At 33.0% G+C, this 24,029-nt stretch carries 9 protein-coding genes; 6 read left to right on the top strand and 3 right to left on the bottom strand.

The window, feature by feature from the left end; all coding sequences use genetic code 11:
* Nucleotides 1–68: 68 nt before the first annotated feature.
* Nucleotides 69–2,093, top strand: a complete 2,025-nt coding sequence (locus AAH949_RS05545; protein ID WP_348518174.1) for an ATP-dependent helicase — start codon at nt 69–71, stop codon at nt 2,091–2,093.
* Here the strand turns inward: AAH949_RS05545 and AAH949_RS05540 are convergent.
* The 3 genes from AAH949_RS05540 to AAH949_RS05530 all read right to left on the bottom strand — a co-directional run bounded on the left by AAH949_RS05540 (nt 2,090) and on the right by AAH949_RS05530 (nt 4,071).
* A complete protein-coding gene (locus tag AAH949_RS05540) occupies nt 2,090–2,464 on the bottom strand; it encodes a group III truncated hemoglobin (RefSeq protein WP_134238936.1) in 375 nt (124 codons plus the stop codon). The genes AAH949_RS05545 and AAH949_RS05540 overlap by 4 nt on opposite strands.
* 399 nt (nt 2,465–2,863) lie before the next feature.
* Complete coding sequence (locus tag AAH949_RS05535; RefSeq protein ID WP_348518173.1) at nt 2,864–3,466, bottom strand: NAD(P)H-dependent oxidoreductase; 603 nt, start codon at nt 3,464–3,466, stop codon at nt 2,864–2,866.
* The gene (locus AAH949_RS05530) at nt 3,463–4,071 is read right to left on the bottom strand and encodes a nitroreductase family protein (RefSeq protein ID WP_348518172.1); all 609 of its coding nucleotides are present in this window, start codon (nt 4,069–4,071) and stop codon (nt 3,463–3,465) included. Before AAH949_RS05530 ends, AAH949_RS05535 begins: the two co-directional genes overlap by 4 nt.
* Before the next feature lie 116 nt (nt 4,072–4,187).
* Here AAH949_RS05530 and panB point away from each other — a divergent pair, with 116 nt between their 5' ends.
* The 5 genes from panB (at nt 4,188) to AAH949_RS05505 (ending at nt 24,013) form a co-directional block, all read left to right on the top strand.
* Nucleotides 4,188–5,012, top strand: coding sequence for a 3-methyl-2-oxobutanoate hydroxymethyltransferase (panB, locus tag AAH949_RS05525; protein ID WP_134238939.1), 825 nt, complete (start codon nt 4,188–4,190; stop codon nt 5,010–5,012).
* A 9-nt stretch (nt 5,013–5,021) separates the two neighbouring features.
* Nucleotides 5,022–5,876 (top strand): pantoate--beta-alanine ligase, encoded by an 855-nt coding sequence (gene panC, locus AAH949_RS05520; protein ID WP_134238940.1) that lies wholly within the window; start codon nt 5,022–5,024, stop codon nt 5,874–5,876.
* A gap of 1,026 nt (nt 5,877–6,902) precedes the next feature.
* Nucleotides 6,903–20,642, top strand: coding sequence for a hypothetical protein (locus tag AAH949_RS05515; RefSeq protein ID WP_348518171.1), 13,740 nt, complete (start codon nt 6,903–6,905; stop codon nt 20,640–20,642).
* Nucleotides 20,643–22,553: 1,911 nt separating this feature from the next.
* Nucleotides 22,554–22,937 carry an aspartate 1-decarboxylase gene (gene panD, locus AAH949_RS05510; protein WP_134239022.1) on the top strand — a complete coding sequence of 128 codons (384 nt, stop codon included), beginning with the start codon at nt 22,554–22,556 and terminating at the stop codon, nt 22,935–22,937.
* Nucleotides 22,934–24,013 carry an FUSC family protein gene (locus AAH949_RS05505; protein WP_134239023.1) on the top strand — a complete coding sequence of 360 codons (1,080 nt, stop codon included), beginning with the start codon at nt 22,934–22,936 and terminating at the stop codon, nt 24,011–24,013. Before panD ends, AAH949_RS05505 begins: the two co-directional genes overlap by 4 nt.
* Nucleotides 24,014–24,029: the final 16 nt, after the last annotated feature.

The following is a 24,029-nucleotide window of genomic DNA, read 5'->3' as shown; positions in this document are numbered from 1 at the left end:
GTATTTTAGCCAAATTTATAATTTTTAAGTAATTTTTTTTTATAATTTGCATTTTTTTAAGGAAAATGATGCCACTTTCAAGACTTAATGAAGAACAACTAAATGCCGTTAAAGCTCCTTTTGGACATAATTTAATCATAGCAAGTGCAGGAACAGGTAAAACTTCTACTATCGTTGCTCGCATAGCCTATCTTTTAAATCAAGGCATAAGTCCTGAAAAAATTATGCTTTTAACCTTTACCAACAAAGCAAGTAAAGAAATGATTTCAAGGCTTAATCGCCATTTTGCCAGAAACATCACTTCAAAAATCATTGCAGGAACTTTTCATAGTACCGCTTATACCTTGCTTAAGGAAGCCGATCATAATATCATGTTAAAACAAGCTAGTGAGTTAAAAACTTTATTAAAAAGCGTATTTGAAAAAAGAACTTTCCATCATTTAAGCGATCTTAAGCCTTATATGCCAAGTTATTTATATGATATTTACTCTTTATTTCAAAATAAAAGCAAAGATGAAGATTTTGTAGATTGGTTTATTAAAAATTATGGAGAGCAAAGTATTTATGCTGAAATTTATGAAGATATTTTAAAAGAATACGAAGAGGAAAAAAAGCGTTTTAATTATGTCGATTTTAATGATTTACTTATCAAGCTTAAAGAACTTTTAAAAACCAAAAAATACGATTTTGAAGAAATTTTAGTCGATGAGTATCAAGACACAAATACTTTACAAGGTTCATTAATCGATGCTTTTAAAAGTAAAAGTTTATTTTGCGTGGGTGATTATGATCAAAGTATTTATGCTTTTAATGGTGCAGATATTGGAATTATTGGTGGTTTTAAAGATAGATTTTTGGACGCTAAAATTTTTACGCTTAATAAAAACTATCGTTCCTCTAAAAGTATACTCGCTCTTGCCAACAAAGTTATTTTAAATAACGAAAGGCTTTATCCTAAAGAACTTATAGTCACAAGAACAGGCGAGTTTAAAGCACCGGTTTTGTTGACTTTTAATGAACTTTTTGATCAGTATCAAAATATAGCTAAAATCATTTTAACTAGCGGGGTAAAGTTAGAAGATATTGCAGTGATTTTTCGTAATAACTCAAGTGCTGATGGCATCGAAGTTGCCTTAAGGGAACAAGGTATTGCAAGTCTTAGAAAAGGCAGTGGGAGTTTTTTTGAAAGCTCGGAGGTTAAAGCATTTTGTGCCTTACTTGCTATAGTTTTAAATCCTAAAGATGTTATGGCTTTTATACACATTTTGAGTTATTGCAAGGGTGTGGGTGGGGTGCTGGCTAAAGATATTTTTGATGCTTTATTAAAACTTGGTGAAGGATCTTTAAAAAAAGGATTTTTGGAGCCAAATTTAAGCGTGAATATCAAAAAAAGTGCCAAAAGAAGCTATCAATTAGGGCTTTTTGATGATTTAGAAGATTTAGCAAACTCCGATCGTTTTTCTTTGGAGTCAAATTTCAATTCTCATCCCATATTGGCTTTACCAAAAATCAATGAAAGCTGTGCCAAAAATTTAGAAAAAATGTATTTTTATATACAAAAAGCTTTGGGTTGTCGTGGTTCTAGCGAACTTGTAAATTTGGTTTTAAATCACGAACTTTTTGCTGAAATTTGTGATATTTTAGCCACTAAAAGGGCGACAAACAAATCAGGCCATGTTGATTTGCTTAAAAAAAGCGAGGCTTTAGAAAAGATTAATTCCAAAATGGTCGTTTTAAAAGAATTAACAAAAAATTATTCTGATATTTATAAATATTTTAATTTTCTCACTCTAGGTTCTAGCGAAATGAGTAGTGGAAAAGGCGTGAATTTGCTAAGCATACACGCAAGTAAAGGCTTGGAGTTTGATTTGGTTTTTGTGATTGATCTAGCTCACGGACGTTTTCCTAATCAAAAATTAATGTCCATGGGTGGCAGCTTAGAAGAAGAGCGCAGACTTTTTTATGTAGCCGTAACGCGTGCGAAAAATACCTTGTATCTAAGCTATGCTAAGTATGATAAGATCAAAAAAAGCAATTACGCTCCATCTTGCTTTTTGATAGAAGCAGGACTTTGCAAGGGTGAAAAAGCTTAGCGTCCATACAAAACATTTTTAAAATTTCTAGCTATCATTTTAGCTCTTGTGAGTATCACTTCCGACATCTCTTCATTATAAAGCTCATTAAGACTTTTTTCAAATAAGTTAAGCCATATATCAAAGAATTCTTGTGGAAAAGGTGCTAAATCCATATGTGCTTTTAAAGGTTGTCCGTTGTAATTTCCTTCTCCAAGCAACATTCCTTGCCAAAAATTTCCAATTTTTTCTTTATGTTCTTGCCATTCTTCATTGCTTTCTCCTATGGCTTTGTTGAAAATTGGTCCTAAATTTTCGTCATATCTTATTTTTTCATAAAAGTTATGCATAAGTTTTGCTATGCTTTGAGCATCGATGGTTTCGTATTTCATTTGTATATCCTTTTTTATTTTTTTGAAAAATTAGCAAAAAAATCTTTATAAAAAAATGACTAAAATCAATTTTAAAAATTTATTGCTTTTATTATGCTGAAGATAAGAACATTTCAGAATACTTTTTTGTCACCTTGAGTCTATAGATAAATGATCTCTGTTTTAAAAACTCTAATTATCTAAAATACAGATAATTCCATTAGAAGAATAGAAGATTCTTCGCTATTATTTAGAATAACAGATTGGCAATAACTCCAAATCGATACTAGGCATAGGGATTCTTCGTTGTGTTTTGCTTCACTTAGAATCAATATATCAGTGATAATTTAGAATAATAGATATTTAAATGATAATAACGGCTCAAAATTCCTTATTTAACATTAAAAATCATGTGAGTTTTTATAAAAATTTTACCACTTCATCAAAAGAAAATCTTGCTTTTTTAGGGATTTGACTGTCTTTTTTATATCCTAAAGCGATTAAAACTGTGCTTTGTTCTTTTTTGATATCTAATTTAAAATATGTATCTAAAGCATTTTTATCAAAGCCGCCTATAGTGCAAGTGCCAACATCTAGCAAGGTTGCCGCATAAAGCATGGAGCCAAGTGCGATAAAAGCTTGTTCTCTTGCGTAAGCTAGTTTTTGATTTTCATTCATATTTTGCAAAAAAGGACTATAGGTTTTTAGTCTTTTTTCTAATTCTTCTTTGCTTAAATTTCTTGCTTTTAATTTATCTTCAAAATACTCTGTAAAATCAAGCCTTGAAACGATAGCGATGATAGCGCTTGCTTCTTTTACATGGTTTTGATTGTTAGCAATTTTTGCGATTTCTTCTTTTGATTTTTCATCTTGCACCACTAAAAATCTCCAAGGCTCAAGCCCTAAAGAACTAGGACTCATCACACCGGCCTTAAGTATAAAGTTTAAATCCTCGTTTTTGATTTTTTCGTTTTTAAAATTTCTACACGAAAATCTTTTTTCAAATAGTTCTAAATTTTTCATAAGTATTGCACCACTTCCTTAAAATCTAATCTTTGTTTTTTATATTTTGGCTCGTCTTTTTTGTAGCCTAAAGCTAAAATTACTGCACATTCAAAAGGCTTTTTGATATTAAAAATTTTTTCAACTTCTTCTTTCTCATATCCTCCTATCATACAAGAATCAATACCTAAATTCATCGCCGTTAAACTCATTTGCATTAAAGCTAGATAGCATTGAAGTTGAGCATAATGAAAAAGTTCTTTATCATTCATTTTATCTGTTTTGTGAGTATAAATTTGTAACACTTTCTTAAAATGCTCCTCATCTTTGCAAAATCTTCTTACTTGCTTTTTGGCAAATTCATCTTTTGACTTAAGATCGCTTCTTGCTAGTAAAATGATATTATGACTTGCTGTGGCGACATTTTCTTGATTATAGCAAGCTTGACTTAGTAAAATATTGTCTTCTTTTTTAGATAAAACTAAGAATTTCCAAGGCTCAAAACCATGGGAGCTAGGGCTTAAAATTCCAGCATTAAGTATGACTTCTAAGTCTTTTTGATTTATTTTGGTGTCTTTGAAAATTTTACAAGCGTGTCTTGTTTTTATCGCTGTGTCAAAATCCATTCTCATTCCTTTTTTACTTTTAATCTTGCTACAAAATCTTAACATAAATTTTTTATTTCTTTTTCAAGTTTTGGTTTTATAATTAGATTTTTAAATTTTTTAGATAAAGGAAAAAAATGAAAAATACCATACTCACCCTACAAGATCAAAAGAAAAATCAAGACAAAATCATCATGCTAACCGCTTATGATTATTTTAGTGCAAAACTTGCTGATGAGGCTGGGGTTAATGTGATTTTAGTAGGAGATTCTTTGGGAATGGTGGTTTTGGGTTATAAAGATACTTTAAGTGTGAGTATGCAAGATATGCTTTTTTGCTCAGCTGCAGTTGCTCGTGGGGCAAAAAACGCCTTTGTTTTAACGGATATGCCTTTTATGTCTTATCAAAGCAGTGTTTATGATGCACTTGTAAATGCCGGTCGTTTAGTTAAGGAAGGGGGTGCAAATGCGGTGAAATTAGAAGGAGCCGATTTTTGTGAGCATATTAGTGCTATCAGTAAAGCTTCCATTCCTGTTGTGGCGCATTTGGGGCTTACGCCTCAGTCTTTGCACACCTTGGGTGGATATAGAGTGCAAGGTAAATCTTTGGAGGCAGCTAAAAAGCTTATCGATGATGCAAAAGCCGTACAAGATGCGGGTGCAGTGATGCTTGTTTTAGAATGCGTGCCTGAAAAACTTGCCCAACTCATCACTAAAAAACTTGAAATTCCAACCATCGGCATAGGTGCTGGCAAATATTGCGATGGACAGGTTTTGGTTTATCATGATTTACTTGGTTTAAATGATGAATTTAAACCGAAATTTGTCAAGCATTTTGCCAATACAAAAGAAGTGTTAAAACAAGGTATAAACTCTTATATTAAAGAAGTTAAAGAAGAAAAATTCCCGAGCCTAGAACATAGTTTCAGTATAGATGATGAACTCATAGAAAAATTGTATTAAGGAAAAAATATGCAAATCATTGAAAATTTAGATGAAATCAAAAAAATCACTCAAGATTATAAAAAACAAAATTTAAGCATAGGTTATGTGCCAACAATGGGATATTTACACGAAGGACATGCCAGTTTGATTAAAGCTGCAAAAGCAAGCAATGATAAGGTTGTGGTAAGCATTTTTGTCAATCCTATACAATTTGGCAAAAACGAAGATTTAGCAAGCTATCCAAGGGATTTAAAGCGCGATGCTAAGCTTTGCGAAAGTTTGGGTGTGGATGTGATTTTTACGCCTAGGGTTGAAGATTTTTATGATGAAGAATTTTGCACTTTTGTGGATTTAACAAGACTGACTAATGAGCTTTGCGGTTTAAGTAGGGAAGGGCATTTTAGGGGAGTTTGCACGGTTTTGACTAAATTTTTTAATCTCATTAGTCCAAACAAGGCTTATTTTGGCCAAAAAGATGCGCAACAGTGTATGGTGGTAAAGCGTATGGTTAAGGATTTAAATATGAATTTAGAGCTTGAAATTTGTCCTATCATTCGCGAAGAAGATGGCTTAGCTAAAAGCTCGAGAAATACTTATTTAAATGAGGAAGAAAGAGTGGCGGCAAGATGCTTAAGTCGTGCGATTTTTTTGGGTGAAAAATGCGTTAAAGAAGGCGAAAAATGCACTCAAAATATCATTAAAGCTATGAAAGAAGAGCTTAACAAAGAGCCTTTGGCAAAAATTGATTATGTAAAAATCGTCGATGCAAATTCTATGCAAATCTTAGATAATATAAAGGCAAATACCCAAGTTTTAGGCGCTATTGCGGTTTATATCGGCAAGACAAGATTGATTGATAATTTTTTATTGACGATTGATTGATTTTAAAAATCTCTAGATTTAAGCCGATTAAAAAAAAAAGGGGGGGGGTATGCTTCACTAAAAACCCCACGCAAAAACCCATTATCCTTTTTATCCTGCTATTTTATAGCACTAAGTCTTATAATTGCTATTAGATGCGTTGCTTAGGCGATAAACCTACAGTGATTTGAAGCACCCACATTGCCATACCAAGCAATCCTTCGCGTTGCTTGGTGACAAACCCTCACCATTGCGAACCTCGGAACTTCTCACGCAATAAATTTTAAGAAAACTTTGATGGAATTACTTCGTTTAAGTGATTAATTTCTCTTGGTGGGAAAGGTGCTACTAATGATAGAAAAGATTTTAAATGTAATTTTAATATTATTAGAAGTAATAAACAAGCTGATTAAATTACTTAACCAGCTCTCTTAAAACACCAAAAAAATATAAGAAAGCCTTGCTTAACCTATACTTAAACAAAATCCACGCCAAGAGTGCAAGGCTCTTGGATTTACTAAACCTCATTCGCTCGTCGTTCTAAACAAACCTTCTTTTTTCGTCATTCTGAGCACCGCGAAGGACTTCTACTCCAACTCACTTAAAACCGTCATTCTGAGCATCAGCAAAAAATTTCTACCAAAAAACCACATTAAACATTTCTTAATTAAACAAAAACAAATAAAAAATTTGATTTCTTAAATAAAAATTCACAAAAAACCCAGCAAAATAAAACAATATTTACCAAAAAAAACGCAAAAAATATAAAATATTTTAAATTTATTTTGTATTATTTAATGTATGATAAATCCAATAAATCCCAAAATTCCTTCATTTAATAAGATTTTATTTTTAATAAAGTAAATAAGCTTTTAATTGTTTTTAAGTATTTAAGATTTATAATCAAGTAAGTTAAAAGTAAAAAAATAGTTAACTTAAAATGTTACTTTTTTAATACTTTATGACGCTCTCTCTCATTAAGTTAATATCTTATTAACGGTTATGGGGGGGGGGGTCTTGGATTTTTGAAAATGAAAGGATCTCTTTATGCGTGATTTAAGTTTGGGAAAACATCTTACTTTAAGCTTTGTTGTTAGCTCTATGCTTTTTAATTCTGCTTTGGCACTTCCATCAGGTGGCTCTTTCGTTAATGGTTCTCATGGTAATATTAGTCAAAATGGTAATAATATGAATATTACTGGAACTACAAGCGGAGGTAAGCATGTAATCGCTTGGGGTGGTGGTTTTAATATTGGTGCAGGTGAAACTGTAAATTTTACCACCGATGGACATTATTATCTCAATCTTGATTATAGCAAAAATTCATCCAAGCTTTTTGGAAAGCTAAATGGTGGGACCAATAATATCTTTTTAGTTAATCCAAATGGCACCATTATTGGTAGCGGTGCCAGTATTAACGCAAATAAATTCGCTGTTTCAACTAAGGCTTTAAACGATGTCCAAATGCAAAAATTTATGCAAACTGGTGAATTTTCTCCCGTTTTTGAGCCAAGCATTGCAGGTAATATTGATATCCAAAAGGGTGCAGATATTAAAGTAAGTGAACTTGCTCTTGTAGGTGATAAAATCGTTTTTGCAGGTGGGGTAAATGCAGCTGCTGGCTTAAAAGTAGAAGCTAATGCTATAAATGTAGAAGATGGTAAAATCGATACCAAAAATATCAACTTCACAGCCTCTACTTTAATACAATTCACAGGCGGTGTGATAAATACTACAAATTTAAATGCTAAAGCAGGTATAAATTCGCAAAAAGGACAAATCAACCTTTCTAAAAAATCAGATATCAATGTAAATTCTACCTTAACATTTAACGCGGACAATATACAAGGTTCAGCTAATATCACAGCCAACACTATAAATTTAACAGCCACAGACGCTATAAATCTAAACGGTGGCACTATTAGTGCTGCTAATCAAAGTTTATCATCAAATTGGATTAAGCTCGAAGATACTACTTTAACAAACGCTACAAACATTACTTTAAAAGGCACAGGAAACCAATCTGTAGTCGAGCTAGAAGGTGCGACTTTAAATTTAAGTGGCACTCTAGATATTGATGCTTATCAAGTAGAGCTTAATAAAAAAGGCAATAAAGACACTACTATTACTGGTACAAATCAGGCTAAAGTTGACATAGACGCCACAAACCAAATCGCTTTTAATGGTGTAACTTTTAATAGTCTTGATATCGACTTACAAGCTACAAATAAAATCGATATCAAAGATACGGTATTAAATATTGCTGGAAAAACCTTAAAAATGCTTTCTAAGGGTGGTGGTGGAAAAGGTGGTATTATCAATATAGAAAGCACTACTACACCAAATTACGATGTTAGTGGTAATACTGATACAACTCTTAAAAACTTAGAATTGCAAGCTAATGATATCAATCTAAATCAAGGTACAAAATTATCAGCTGATAATATGGTTTTTAAAGCAAGCAATGCTCTCAATTTTAACAATGCAAATCTTAGAGCTTATTGGAAATTTGATGCTTATTCTAATAAATACATTGGGGTCAATAAATCGCATTTTGTTTTCATGGATAGAACAAACCCAGCTCGGTTTAAAAGCGATGGGGATATAAGCTTAAAGGACTCGACTTTTTCGCAAAAATACCGTGATGTTGCAAAACTTGATTTTATAGCGGCAAATGCCATAGAATTTACAAATAACACTTTTAGAAACATTAATATATTAAATGCCAACGCTAAACAAATCACTTATAATTCCGGTACTATAGAAAATAGTGTTGGTAATGTAAATTTCACCACTACAGACAATCAACTCTTAATTAAAGGTGGTAATATCAATGCCACAAATGTAACTTTAAGTGCAGATAAATATCTTAATATCAGCGGTGGAACTTTTAATAACTCGGGTACTCTAAAACTACTCGGTAAAAATCTTATTGATTTAAGTGGTGGTACAATCACAGCAAAAAATATTGATATAGATAAAATCAATGGTGGAGTTTTAACTCTAAATATTACAAAAGGTTCATTTAGCGCAAACAATGCTTTCACTGCCGATGCAGATAAAATCACTGTTGGCGATAGCACAAACCAACCAACGATAAAAGGCACTAATACTTTAACTTTCACAGCCAAACAAATTTATATGAAAAATGGTAGTGTAACAAGTAATGATTTGGATTTCACTGCAAAAGATGGAAACAAAGGACTTATAGAAATAACAGGTGGAACTATTACAGGAAGTATAAATGCTGATTTCATCTCGGATAATTATATCCATTTAAAAGGTGGAAATATCAAAGGTGGATTTTTAAATTTTTCTTCTATAGGTAAGATTAGTGGTAATAAAGGTGGAACAATAGACTTTGATGGCACAACAGTTACTAGTGATAAAACTGATGGCAACAAAGAAGCTATTGTTATTACAGCTGATCAGATTAATTTTAAAGGTGGTGCAATTAATGTTCAAAAAGGCACAATTAATGCTGATGCAAATCATAAAATTGTAGTCGACGGCACTAAATTTGATGCTAAAAAACTTGATCTTTATGCCAAAAAAGAAGTCGAACTTAAGAAGGGTTTTGGCGATGGTATGGATGATGGACAAATTGATATTGGTACAGGTGATGGTGGCAATATAGACATAAGTCTTGGAGATGGGGAAACCATTAAAGGCGAAAACTTAACTTTTAAATCTTATTATATTGATCTTAAATCAGGCACACTTCAAGCTAACAAGAATTTACATCTTGAAGCTTATAATAATTTTGCCCTATCAGGCACAGCTAAGCTAAAAGCAAATACTATGGATCTTATCACTCATAATGTGATGACTATAAGTGGAGGTACACTAGAGGCAAACACCTTAAATATTAAAGGTATAAATGATAAATACACTGACAATGATGCAAGTGATGGTCAAGGCGGCGGTGTTGAAATCACTATAAGTGGTGGAACGCTTAATAATGTAGGTAACCTAAACACCAGCGGTGCAGATGAGTTAAATTTCAACAACGGTGCAAACTGGAATGCCACAACAATGAATCTTAACTCAAAGCGTATCGTTTTAAATGGTGGTACTCTAAACGCTACAAAATTAAATTTTGGTACACAAAATGGTGGAACGCAATATATTGATATACAAAACGGAACTTTAAATGCCACTGATGCTCTAAAACTTTATGCTACAAATCTTATCACTATAAGCGGTGGAAATTTAAAAGGTAAAAGTGTAGAATTAACAACTACAACAAATTCTACAGATAAAGGTGTTATTGATTTGCAAGGTGGTGTTATTGAAGCAAATGGTGGCACCATCACAGCTAATGCCTCACAAATTATAAGCAAAAATGGAGAAAATGGTAGCACAGGTAGTGGCGTAGAATTTAAAGCTAGCACCCTAACGCTAAATGCTACAAACAATCTTCGTGTTAAAGGTGGAAACTTTAATGCGGTAGCAAATTTAAATTTCAAAGGTAAAGCAGGTATAGAATTTAGTGGTGGAACTTTTGGCAACACTTCAAAATTCATACTCTCAAGCGATGGCTTGGTGGATATTTCAAGAAATGGTGAATTGAAAGTTACAAGCTTTATTATAAATGGCTATAACGGCAGTGGTAATGCTGGTGGTATTAATTTTAAAAATATGAATTTAGTTGCTACAGATAATATTGCCTTTAATGCTACAAAACAGCTCATCATTGAAAGTGGTAAGTTAGAAAGCAGTAAAAATATCACTCTAAACGGTCTTGGTAGCCTTCAAATTTCAGGTGACAGTACAAGTATAAAAGGTGCAAGTGTAAATCTTAACTCAAATAACTGGATTTCTATAAAAGATGCTAGTTTAGAAGCTACAAGTGGAACTTTAAGCATACAAGCAAAGGCTGATAATCAAGCAAATGGCACTGGTAAAGTTATTGATATTTTAGGTTCTGCAAATTTAAAAGCAAGCAATGGAACTATCGATATCGACGCGCAAGAGATTAATATAGGTGAAAAAGATAAAAATAATTTAACCCTTGATGCAAAAACTATAGATTTAAGTGCAAATAATCGTGTGAATATTAATAACGGCACATTTACAGCTACGGGTGATACTAAAAATGGTAGTTCCCCTGATTTTAGTATTTGGGGTGGACAAAGTATTAACATTTTAGGCAATGCTACTTTGCAAGCTCTAAATGGTCTTTTAAAACTTAATACTTTCAATAAGATCAACATCAGTGCTGGTACACTAAAAGCCAATCAGCTCATATTAAATGCGAAACCAAATAATAGTGATATTACAAAAGGTGGTATTATAGATATAAGTGGTGGTACTTTAGAAAATACAGGCGATAAATTTGAACTCACAGCCAATCAAATCAACACAAATGGTGGCACATTTAATGCTAATGGTAATTTAAAATTTACAGCGGATAATAAAATCGTAATTAATAATGGCACATTTAATGTAAAAAATGGCACTTTTACTTTAGATGGTAAAAAGCAAATTGATTTAAAAGGTGGTATATTTGATTTTGGAAGTGATGGAAGTTTAACCCTGCAAAGTTCAAATAATGGATTAATCAACTATACTCTTACAGAAGAGCTTAGTGTAAAAGATTTTATTGTCAATGCTGGTGAGATTAATCTTGTAAATGCTAATATTAACGCTAGTGGAAAATTTGACTTTGATGCTACGCAGTGGATACGCATTAATACTAGCACACTCGCAGCTACAGGTAATGCCGATATCACAGCTAAGGCTATGGAATTTAGCGGTGGTGCATTTAAGGCTGCAAATATCACTTTAAATACTGGTGGACTTTTAAACATTAAAGATAATGCAAAATTAGAAGCTACAGGTGGAGATTTAACTATAGTTGAAAAAGCAAATAGTGGCAACAGCGAGCTAAATTTGGATAATGGCTCAAGTTTAAAAGCTAGTGGTGATATTAAAATCGACACTGATGAGCTTAATATTAAAGGTGCTTTAAATGCCGATAATATCACTCTAGGCGATACAAATGCGCAAAATATCAATATCACTGATAGTGCGAATATAAATGCCACTACCGCACTTGTTTTAAAGGCGATTAAATCTATTTTGATCGATGGTACAAAAACACAATTACAAGGTGCTACTATAGACTTTACAAATAGTGGCTACACTCATATTATTAATGGTATTATTAACGCCGCTACTTCTATCAAATTCACCCAAAATGGCAAAGACAATCTACTTCGTATCGAAGGTGGAACTATTTCAACTGGTAATGCAGGTGGTACTAAATCAGGCAGTATAGAATTTGCTGGCAATGAAGCAAATGTCGAAATTTGGGGTGGAGAGTTTGAAACGGGTGAATTAAAGGCTAATAATGTAAAGCAATTTATCCTTGGTAAAGCAGATGGTAAAGTGACTCCAAATATTGATGTAACCACTTTAACTTTACAAGCTAGCCATAATCTTGCTTTAATTAAAGCAGATATTATGGCCACTTCAGCGAAATTATTAGGTACAAATTTAGTTAAAATCGCAGGAGCAAACCTTAATATTAGTGGCGATCTTGAAATTTCAGGTGATAAAAGAGTTGAAATTACTAGCGGTAAAATAGACGCACAAAATATTAATTTTATTACTAAAAATTATATTTTCTTAGGCGGAACAAGCGAGATTACAGCCACAAAAAATATTGACTTCATCGCATTTGGTTCAATGAATGGCAAAACCACAGGAACTGTAGAATTTGCAGATAATGTGAAAGTAAACGCTGATACTATTACTATAGGCGACACACAAGCGGATTCAAATGAGCGTGTAGAACAAATCATTTTTAATGGTGGTGAAGTTGGAGCTAAAACAAGCATCAAAGGCTATGCAAAACAAGTTTATGTTAAAAATGGAACGATTAAAACACCTGATCTTTACCTTGAAGGTAGAGAAAAAATCTCATTAACAGGCGGAACAATTGATAACGGTGGTAAATTTATTGAGTTTGTTTCAGGGCAAATTATTGAACTTGGTATTGCACTAAAATCAACTGATGATATCAAGCTCACTGCACCACAATTAAATATAGTAAAAGGTGCCAATATCGAAGCGGGTAAGAATTTAACCCTTATTAGCACAGGACTTAATGGACAACCTGGTAAAGGCGGACTTTTCTTAGGTGGTGGTAATTTAAGTGCAGGCGAGACTTTGACTTTAATAGGCGAAAATGGTATCGCAATGCTTGATGATCCAAGTGCTTTAACTATAAGTGGTAAAGTTGTTAATCTTTTCTCAAACAATTATATTAATATCACAGGTTCTATCACTGGTGAAAATGTAACCTTATCGGGTTTTGAAAAAAAAGATGATGGTTCTTATATTAGCAAAACAGGACAAAATACAGTTATTGAACTAGCTAACACTGATATAACTGGTAAAAGTAAAGATTCAAGTACTCTTACAATTGATGGTAAGCAGATCAATTTAAGTGGAAGTAAAACCATTTCAAATTTTAAAACAGCGGATTTCAAAGCAAGTAATCAAATCGCCCTAAATGGTGGGGTATTTAAAAATATTGCAGCCTTAAATTTACTTGGTGCAAAAGAAGTTTTAATTGCTGGTGCAATGATAAAAGAAGGCATTAGCGCCTTAAATATCAAATCAGATAATCACATTGCTTTAAAATCAGGAGAAGTTGCAACTTCAAGTTTAAATTTAAGTGGTTTAAGCGATGGCAGTAAGCCAAAAGTGATTGATTTTAGTGGTGCAAGTGTGAGTGTAAATGAGGGTGATTTAAGTGCTAACGCAAATCAAATCAACATTACAGGTGGTAGCGTAAATGCCAATAACATTACTTTTAATGCAACAAATATCAAAGCAAGTGGTGGAACACTTAAAGCTAGTGAAGAGTTAAAATTTACTACAGAGAAATTAGACGATACGCATAATGGTATGATAGAAATTTCAGGTACAGCAAGCTTGGAAGCTGAAACTTTAAGTTTAATTTCTGCGAATTTAATTAAAATAAGTGGCGGTACTCTCAAGGGCACAAATATTAATCTTGGTGATGATGCAAATAAAAATACTACGGTTATTGATATTTTGGGTGGAACAATAGGTGATAACTCAAGCACTATTGCTATTAAGGGTGCACAGCTTAACATCGGTGATACAGATAAAAATCCAACCATAAATGGTAATTTAACAGCTGATATGTCTAATCAAATTGTGATTAAAAATGGCATTTTAAATTTACTCACAGCAAATTTAAGTGCAGCAAATCTCATCGATATAAGCGGAGGTACAATCAAAGCTAATGCACTTACATTAAATGCAAGTGATACAAATAAAGGTAAAATTGCTATTTCAGGAGCAATTATACAAGGCAATGGCGATGCAAAAACCTTAGAGGCTAATGCTAAATGGATAGATATAAGCGGTGGAGAAATTAAAGACTTTTCAGATGCTACTTTGAAAGCTACTGATATTTTACAAGTAAGTGGAAGTGCTAAACTCACAAATAATACAAATGCTACTTTGCAAGGCGCAAATGCACTTAAAATTTTAGGCGGAACTTTTAGCGGTGAGGGGAATTTAAAACTTCTCTCTGATAATTTAGTCGAAATTTCAGGTGGAATTTTTAGTGTAAAAACTGATATTAATGGTATTACAGATACAGGAAGTAGCACTGCTAATAACTCAAGTCTTAAAGAGCTTGTATTAAAAGGTGGAACATTTAATAAGCAAATTAACGCTTATGCAAAAGATATGAATTTTGCGAGTGGAACTATTACTTTTAATGCTTCAAGTGCGACTTTTATGGCAAGTAATTATTTGAAATTTGGTTCTGCAACTATTAATGCAAATAGCACAAGTGCTTTAAGTTTTAATGCAACTAAAAGTATTTTAGCAAGTGGAACTATTTTTAATAATACAGCCAAAGATTCTACTATTACCTTCCAAACCACAGATGCAAGTGGTTATATAGGTTTAACAAATAATACAAAAATATCTGGCTTTAACAATGTAAACCTAAATTCAAGTAAAGATTTAGAGCTCAATAAAGCTACTATAGATACTAAAAATTTAAGTCTAAAATCAAGCAACAACACAGTTATTGCCTCAAGTTCACTAAGCACAAGTGATAAACTTAGCATTGAAGCAATTAAGGATTTAAGTGTTAATGAGTCTTCAACTCTTACCATTAATGGTGGAAATGAAAATTCTATTAAAGCACAAAATATATCATTTAGTGGTTCAAAACTTGTTGTAGATAAGAGCTCAAAACTTGATTTAGAAACAACAACCTTTAAGTCTTTAAATTCTCAAATCTCCCTTTTAGGTGGCTCAACCCTTAATGCAAATGCTAAAGATATTATCATTAAGGGCAGCAAGGATGGTCTTAGTGCGATTTTAGGGGGTTCCTCTGCTTTAAATTTAAAGGCAAGTAATGTTGTAAGTTTAGAGAATGCGGTATTTAAACACAAAAATTCAAACGGTAATGAAAATGCTAATAAGATTAATATCGAAGCTACAAGTAAAATTACAGCTAAAGATACCGAGTTTGCACTTGATTCAGGGCAAAGTTCGGCTGAGATTACTCTTAAAACTACAGCAGATAATGGCACAATAGAGCTTGAAAATGTTAAGCATTCTGCAAGCACAAATGAGGCGCAAAGCTCATTCTTTAAATTGCAAACTAAGCACGCAAATTTTAAAGGCGGAAATACTATTGATACAATGACTTCAAATGCTGATTATATTACCATTGCAGGAGCAAATACTTTTACAAAATCAACTCTTGATGCACAAAAGCTCATTGATATCAAAGAGGGTTCAACTACAACACTTGATAATTCTACGCTTAAATCAGCTAGTGAATTAAAAGCAACAAATGCAACTATAAATCTTAAAAATACTGTTAATTTCTATGCGCAAAATCAACGCTTTACTGGCACAAATTTTAGTGGTGCTGGTTCAACATTAAATTTCAAAGGCTATAACGGCGATGCAAATAAAATAGAATTTTCAACAGGTACAAATTTTAATAATATTCAAAACATTATAGCTGTAGCTAAAGGTATTTTGGTAGATACAGGCAAAGATGGTGGCTTTTTAAGTGGTATCAATAAACTTGATCTTGGGGCTAAGGATGATTTAACCATTAAGGGTTCAACTGTAAAAGCTAATGATATCACTTTAGATGGATCTTATTTATATATTAGTAATAAGTCTAATATTGAAGGTAATACATTGAAACTTAACACTGATGCAAGTTTTGATAAGGCTTATCTAAAAATTGAAGATTCAAGCATTAAAGCAAACGAAAGTTTAACTTTGGGTGCTGATAATGAGACAGGTTCGGTTATTGACATCTTGAATAATTCAAGTATTACTTCAAATAAATCTGCAAGTATTTATGCTGATGCAATCAATCTTAAAAATTCACAACTTATACTAAGCGGGAATTCAACTATCAAAGCTCTAAGCAAATTCTTAGCACAAAATGACAATGCTAAAGCTTCTATTAAATTAAGTGGCAATCTTACTATAGATGGCGGTAAAGAGATAGAATTTAACAAAGCGAATATTGAAAAATCAGGCGATACGGCAAAAATATGGCTAAGAACAACTAAAGATTTGGGTTCGGGTAGCAATGGTAAGATTAAATTTACTCAATCACAATTTGGAACAAGTGATAGCATGCTTGATCTTATCCAAATTTCAAATCCAGATGGAAACAATGTAGGTGCAAATGATTTTATAGTTGATAATTCGAGCATTTATACTACAAGTATGATTTTAAAATTAGCAAACTTGATAGAATTTAAAAATGGTTCAAATATTACAGCTAATACCTTCAAAGCCGAAAACGCTAAGTTGACTAAATTTAATGGAGCAAGCTTTACTATAAATAATGGCACTGATGGTTCAGGTATTTTTACCGAACAAATTCTCTTTACCAATTCAACTTTTACTCTAAACAGTGGTAAATTTGCTTTTGGTAATGCTTCAACTAAATATGTAAAATTTGAAAACAATAAAGATAGTGGCAAAGGTCTTTGGGTAAATGGCACTAATGGTGGCACTTTAACTTTTGAAGGTCAAGAAATTGACTTTAAAACTTCACAGCTTACTACAAATAATAACACTCAAAATATCAACTTTAATTCAACTGGCGATATAAATTTTGATGGTGCAACATTTACAACAAATGGTGGCACAGCGAATTTTTATATTGGAAGTAGAAATAATTCTACTTTAAATATTGATTTTAAAGATACTATTTTCAATAAAGCAAATGGCACGCTAAATTTAGATCTTATGGCAAAAACCAGTGAAAATAAAGGAGGTAAAATTTCTCTTGGTGGACTTAAAATCACCAATGAAATTAATCTTTTCAAAGCTAATGCAAATTGGATTGATATTGCAAATGGTGCAGAGATTAAAGCAGCAAGAGTAGATTTGTCTACCCCAGGTAAAATTTTAATGAGCGGTGGGACTATTATTACAAATGATTTTGTTGCATCTTCAGGTGCAGGAACTGGAAATATTTATTTACAAGGTGGTAAAATTCAAGCTACAAATGTTACCTTGCAAGGTAATGAAGTGCAAATTCTCAAAAAAGACGGCAATGTAAATAAAAGTGGTACCACTATCTCAAGTAAAGATGGTCGAGGTTTAGCTGAAAAAGTAAGTGTAGGAAGTTACAATGGCAAAGATACTAACCACGCTTATATACTTGCTAACACGGTTTTTGCTAAAGTTATAGAAAATAACGGTAAAAATAAAAGCTGGACTTCTATGGATATCTCAGCTCTAAGAGGCAATGATAGTGGTTGGGGTGGAAATGGTCCTCAAATGACAGGCTCAGCTAGAAAATATTTAAATATCGCAACCGATACTAATGCAAGAAATAATGCACAAGAATGGTATGATTTTGTGCAATGGTTTAACGAAGGAAATAGAGGTATCAACTCTTATGATGAATATGTTTTGCTTAATGATATTGATTTTAATTGGGCGAATTTAGCTAAAAAAGATGGTCTTGGAAATAATACTTATGGTTTGATACATAATTTTGAAAGTCAAACTCTAAATGGTAACGGCCATACTCTAAAAAACTTTAATATAGGCACCGATCAGATTAAATTTAGTGGTAGTGGCGATGGTAATATGTATGCAGGATTAATTCTTAATGCAGGTAAAGGCTCTGTCTTTAAAAATATTACAATAGAAGGTGCTTGGATGCATCTTAATGGTAATACTATCCAATATGCGGGAATTTTAGCAGGCAAGGTGGATGCTGGTGCTAGATTTGAAAATATTAATTTCAAGAGCAATTTAGGTGTAAATGCAACACTTAGCAGAAATTCAACTGTTTATGTAGGTGGTATAGTAGGATTAACTACCAATGGATCAACATTTCAAAATATCGATATAAACGGTATAAAAGTAACAGCTACACAAGATAATGGTCAACCTATTTATGTAGGTGGTATAGTGGGTCAAATTCAAGGGGGTTCAACGATAGATCATATTTATGTAAACGGTGTAGAAGTTAGTGCTACTTCTAAAGATAGGAAAAATAGAGCCTATTCAGGAGGTTTTGCAGGAACCATGAGAGGTGATGTAGCAATCCATGATATTGCGATGAAAAATATTAAATCTTATGCCACAGGAGCTCAATGGTCTATGGCTTCAGCCTTAACATCCAAAGAATACTCACGCGATACAACAGAGTCTAAAAAGCTTAAGTTAAATTTAACAATTAATGATGTTTATTTACATGTTGCAAGCTTATCAGTAAATAGTAATCAAGGTAGTCGCAATGATGCAATCGATTCTTTCTTTGTTGGCGCATATCAACAAGAAGGAGATTTGTGGATTAATGGTATACTAGCAAAATGTGACCCTAATCAAGGACAATGCAAGCCTTCTAAGAATTACAATATCACTATATATACTACTTGGAGAGTTAATGGATATGATGGAGATGGCATAGATGGTAAATTTATGAGTGCTAATGGTTACCCTAGTAGGATGATAAGACAAATCGACAATGATAATGGCAGCCAGTGGGAAAGTGCAGTTAGAAGTAAATATGGAAAATTAGGTTTTTATACAGAAGGAAAAACAGATATTGCTGTGCCAGGTGATGTGATAAATATCGCAGATCAAAATAATGATGGCAAGTGGACTGGCGCAACAGAAAAAGATGATGTGAGCGGACCAAGTGGTACAGAGAAAGAAACCAACTATGAAGAGGAAGGCACTTCAGCTGCTAACAATGATAGCACTGTTACTGATGTAGGTGATATTAGTGTTAGCGATGGTAACTCTTATACAGGTTCTACTGGTGTAGGTGAGATAGGAAATGATTATACTCCGACAACTTCAAAAACTTCAGATGATATTGCTGCAGATCAAGTTGTTTCTACGGAAGGTAAAAAACCTGAAAATTTGGATAATAGTATCACAGAAATAATCGATGGTGGGGTTGATAAGATTGCAAATCTTACTCCGCCAAAAATAGATGATATCACTGGTGACTCCGAAGATACTATAAATAACGCGGGCGATACTACAGCTACAACTGATAATGATATCAACTATGATACGGGTTTAGCCAATGATAAAGCAGATATGGGCGATGAAAGTGGTTTTGTAGGTAATAGCAAACAACCAGGTGACATTGATGGTAATGAAAATGGCAATGGCGGTAGCGGTGGCGGATCTGGCGTAAGCAATCTTACTCCAAACGATCCTAATAATATCACTAACACTGGCAAAGGTAATAACTTAACTATCACTCCACCAAAAGCAGTAGTTGATAATGCGGGTTCTTTAATCAATAAGAATTTTACTAATATCTCTTACACAGATAAAGCTTATAGTTTCTCAAGCAATGATTATGATAATAAAATCTTAGAAGAGATTTTGAAAAAAATCACTGATGGTTACTATACTTTAGATATAAATGATTTTGCTGAAGCTTATGAAGCGGCAATCAAGGGCGATATAGTAAAACTTTTAAGTATTTTACAGGTTGCCGATGTGAATTTTGAAAGTATTCGTCAGGCTATGGATTTTATGATGGCTTTCTATGATTCAAAAGGGCAAGGACTTGGAGAAACCATCAAAGCAAAAGGTGGAGAGAAATTTAAAACTTATAACCAAAAAGCACATCAGTTAAATGTTGATAAAGGTGCTTTATGGACTTTCATCTTTGGTGCCGGCGGTTTTGAAGATAAAATTGAAAATTATTTCAAAGACTATGAAAAATATAAAGATTATGAAAGTCAACTCATATACTGGGGCAAAATGTATAATGACTTTAAAGCTTTGATTGATTCTGGAATTTTTGGTGATGAGAATTCACAAAAATACAAAGATGCGATGAAGCAACTTGAAGAATATCAAACCAAATATAATGAAATCAAAGATCAAGCAGATGCTTATATCAAAGATGTGATGAAAGGTCAGAGTGATTATATACTTAGTGTTTTTGTAAAAACCGATAAAGATTCAAATGGTCACTTTAAATTCACTGATGAAAGTGGCAAAATAGGGGATTATGACTATGTAAGTAAAATTCCAGGTGGCGATATCCCAGATCTCCCAGATAAGCAACCTGAAGTACCAGAGCCACCACAAATTGACTCTAAAATGTTCTCTGATGTAACCGATCATGCACAAGTGCTTGAAAACGAAGAAGAAGAAAATGAAATCGACGAAGCAGCAGGAGAAGAAAGACAAAGGCTTTGCGTAGTAAGTGACAATGCTAAAGCTATGAATCAATGCCTCGCTCCGAAGTGATTTGGAGCACACTTTTTGTCATGCTGGGCAATCCTTTGTGTTGCCCAGATGGCACACTTTATCACAAATGCACCAAAATACCGTCATACTGAGCCTTAACGGCGAAGAATCTCTACCTAAAACACTTTAACCGTCATTCTGAGCAATCCTTCGCGTTGCTTGGTGACAAACCCTCACCATTGCGAACCTCGGAACTTCTCACGCAATAAATTTTAAGAAAACTTTGATAGAATTGCTTTGTTTAAGTGGTTAATTTCTCTTGGTGGGAAAGGAATTACTATGATAAATAGGATTTTAGATATTATTTTAAAATTACTAGAGATAGTAAATGAGCTGTTTGAGCTAATCAAACAGCTATAAATTTTCACCAAAAAAATTATAAGAAAGCCTTGCTTAACCTATACTTAAACAAAATCCACGCCAAGAGTGCAAGGCTCTTGGCTTCGCTAACATTTCATTTTTTAACAAAACAAAAATTTCCTTAAAACAAAAATCCTTTGCGTTGTTTGGGTGATAAACCCCAGCGTTGCGAAGCTCAGAACTTCTCACGCAATAAATTTTAAGAAAATTTTAATAGAATTGCTTTGTTTAAGTGGTTAATTTCTCTTGGTGGGAAAGGAATTGCTATGTTAGATAGGTTTTTAAACATTGTTTTAAAACTGCTAAAAATAGTAAAAGAACTGATTAAAATAATTAACCAGCTCTAATTTCTCTTCAAAAATTATAGAAAAGCCTTGCTTAACCTATACTTAAACAAAATCCACGCCAAGAGTGCAAGGCTCTTGGCTTCGCTAAACATTCCATTCACTCATATTCTAAGCCTTCTTTTTTCGTCATTTTGAGAGTACAACTCGAAGAAATCCCTTGCGTGGTGCGTCATTCTAAGCTTTTTTTGTCATGCTGAGCAATCCTTTGCGTTGCTTGGTAACAAACCCTCACCATTGCGAACCTCGGAACTTCTCACGCAATAAATTTTAAGAAAATTTTGATAGAATTGCTTTGTTTAAGTGGTTAATTTCTCTTGGTGGGAAAGGAATTACTATGATAAATAGGATTTTAGATATTGTTTTAAAATTACTAGAGATAGTAAATGAGCTGATTAAATTACTTAATCAGCTATAAAAAATTTTTCATCAAAAAATTATAAGAAAGCCTTGCTTAACCTATACTTAAACAAAATCCACGCCAAGAGTGCAAGGCTCTTGGCTTTACTAACATTTCATTTTTTAACAAAACAAAAATTTCCTTAAAACAAAAATCCTTTGCGTTGCTTGGCGATAAACCCCAGTGTTGCGAAGCTCAGAACCGCTCACACAATAAATTTTAAGAAAATTTTGATAGAATTGCTTTGTTTAAGTGGTTAATTTCTCTTGGTGGGAAAGGAATTACTATGATAAATAGGATTTTAGATATTGTTTTAAAATTACTAGAGATAGTAAATGAGCTGATTAAATTACTTAATCAGCTATAAAAAATTTTTCATCAAAAAATTATAAGAAAGCCTTGCTTAACCTATACTTAAACAAAATCCACGCCAAGAGTGCAAGGCTCTTGGCTTCGCTAAACATTCCATTCACTCGTCGTTTTAAGCAATCTTTTCGTTATTCCAAACCTTCTTTTTTTGTCATTCTGAACGAATGTGAAGAATTTCTATTCAATCACCCATTTTATTCAATAAAACAAAAATTTCTTTAAAACAAAGTTTCTTCGCGTTGCCCAGATGACAAAACCACACAAAAACCCATTATCCTTTTATCCATTGCTATTTTATAGCGCTAAGTCTTATAATTGCTATTAAGCTAATATCTTAAAGCCTTGTAAAATAGCTAAAAAACACTTAAGATTTTATAGATATAATTTTATACTTTAAACCAACTTATTTATAATTTATTTATTTTTTAAGGAGAAAAAATGCAAGTAACCATGCTAAGAGCCAAAATTCACAGAGCCACAGTAAAAGAGGCACGTTTGGATTATGTAGGAAGCATTACCATTGATGAGGCTTTGCTTGAAAAAAGCGGAATTTTAGAGTATGAAAAAGTTCAAATCGTAAATGTCAATACAGGCGATCGTTTCGAAACCTACACCATAGCCGGAGAAAGAAATAGCGGTATGATATGTTTAAATGGCGCAGCTGCAAGACTTGCGCAAATTAATGATAAAGTCATTATTATGGCTTATGCAAATGTCGATATTAAGGAGGCTAAAAATCACAAACCTTGCGTGGTTTTTGTAGATGATGATAATCAAAGCACGCAAATTTCTCATTATGAAAAACACGGAACTTTGGCTTGAAAAAGTATTTTTCAAAACTAGCGCCCATTTTTAAATTTAATCCTTGTCAAAGAGTTTGGCAACTTCCATTTTTTGCAGCTTTGGGTGTGGGTTTGATTTTAAGTGTTGCTATGTTTTTTCAAAGAATGGATTATGGACTTATAGCGATTTTGGGCGTGGCGGCATTTTTATATGTGCCAAATACCCCAATGCACCATAGAATGGCTGTGGTGATGTGCGTTTCTTTTGGTATAAGTCTTTCTTTCTTTTTGGGTTTATTGGCTCATTTATCGCCTGTTTTAACGCCTTTTGTTGTGGCTTTTGTGGCAGCTTGTAGTTCTATTTTGGTGCGTTATTATGATTTGGGAGCGCCGGGTTATTTTTTCTTTGTGTTTGCTTGTATTTTAGGGACTTTTTTACCTTTTGAAGTTAAAGATTTTATCACTTTAATAGGACTTATTTGCTTAGGGACTATGGTGGCAAATGTGATGGCTTTTTTGTATTCCTTAAGCGTGATTTATGTTTTTAAAAATAGCTTGCCCAGCGAAGTTCCGCCTAGAGGGCATTTGGGCTTTAATACCACTGTGGTGGATTCTTTAATTATGGGTGCTTTTGTGGGTTTTGCGATGTTTTTAGGCTCGTTTTTATCTTTGGAGCGTAGTTATTGGGTTGGGGTAAGCTGCACGGCTGTAATGCAAGGAATTAGCGTAAGCGCTATTTGGATTAAACAGTTTCAAAGGATTATTGGCACTTTTATTGGGGCGATTTTTGCTTGGTTTTTGTTAAAAATTCATTTTTCGCCTATTGCTTTTATTTTGCTCATGATGTTTTTGATGTTTATGACAGAATATGTCGTGTTTAAAAACTATGCCTTGGCGATGGTTTTTATCACTCCTTATGTGACTTATTTAGTAGAGAGCGCGACTTCTATGAGTTATGATGCGGATTTAATCACAAAAGCAAGATTTATCGATGTGGCTTTAGGAAGCATTTTGGGACTTTTGGGCGGTTATGTGATGTATAATCAAAAATTAAGAATTTATTTTTTACATTTCGCTCATAAAATTTTCAAATTTAAAAACAACAAATTCACATAAACTTCACTTTTATAAG

The organism is Campylobacter sp. CCS1377 (assembly GCF_040008265.1).
Taxonomy (GTDB): domain Bacteria; phylum Campylobacterota; class Campylobacteria; order Campylobacterales; family Campylobacteraceae; genus Campylobacter_D.
Note: the sequence above shows the minus strand (reverse complement) of the source record. Positions and strands in the feature narration are given on the sequence as shown.

Bases quoted from the DNA above. Each gene is read 5' to 3' on its own strand.
- AAH949_RS05530 (WP_348518172.1), bottom strand. From the start codon at position 4,071: ATGGATTTTGACACAGCGATAAAAACAAGACACGCTTGTAAAATTTTC.
- panB (WP_134238939.1), top strand. From the start codon at position 4,188: ATGAAAAATACCATACTCACCCTACAAGATCAAAAGAAAAATCAAGAC.
- AAH949_RS05535 (WP_348518173.1), bottom strand. From the start codon at position 3,466: ATGAAAAATTTAGAACTATTTGAAAAAAGATTTTCGTGTAGAAATTTT.
- panD (WP_134239022.1), top strand. From the start codon at position 22,554: ATGCAAGTAACCATGCTAAGAGCCAAAATTCACAGAGCCACAGTAAAA.
- AAH949_RS05540 (WP_134238936.1), bottom strand. From the start codon at position 2,464: ATGAAATACGAAACCATCGATGCTCAAAGCATAGCAAAACTTATGCAT.
- AAH949_RS05545 (WP_348518174.1), top strand. From the start codon at position 69: ATGCCACTTTCAAGACTTAATGAAGAACAACTAAATGCCGTTAAAGCT.
- AAH949_RS05515 (WP_348518171.1), top strand. From the start codon at position 6,903: ATGCGTGATTTAAGTTTGGGAAAACATCTTACTTTAAGCTTTGTTGTT.
- panC (WP_134238940.1), top strand. From the start codon at position 5,022: ATGCAAATCATTGAAAATTTAGATGAAATCAAAAAAATCACTCAAGAT.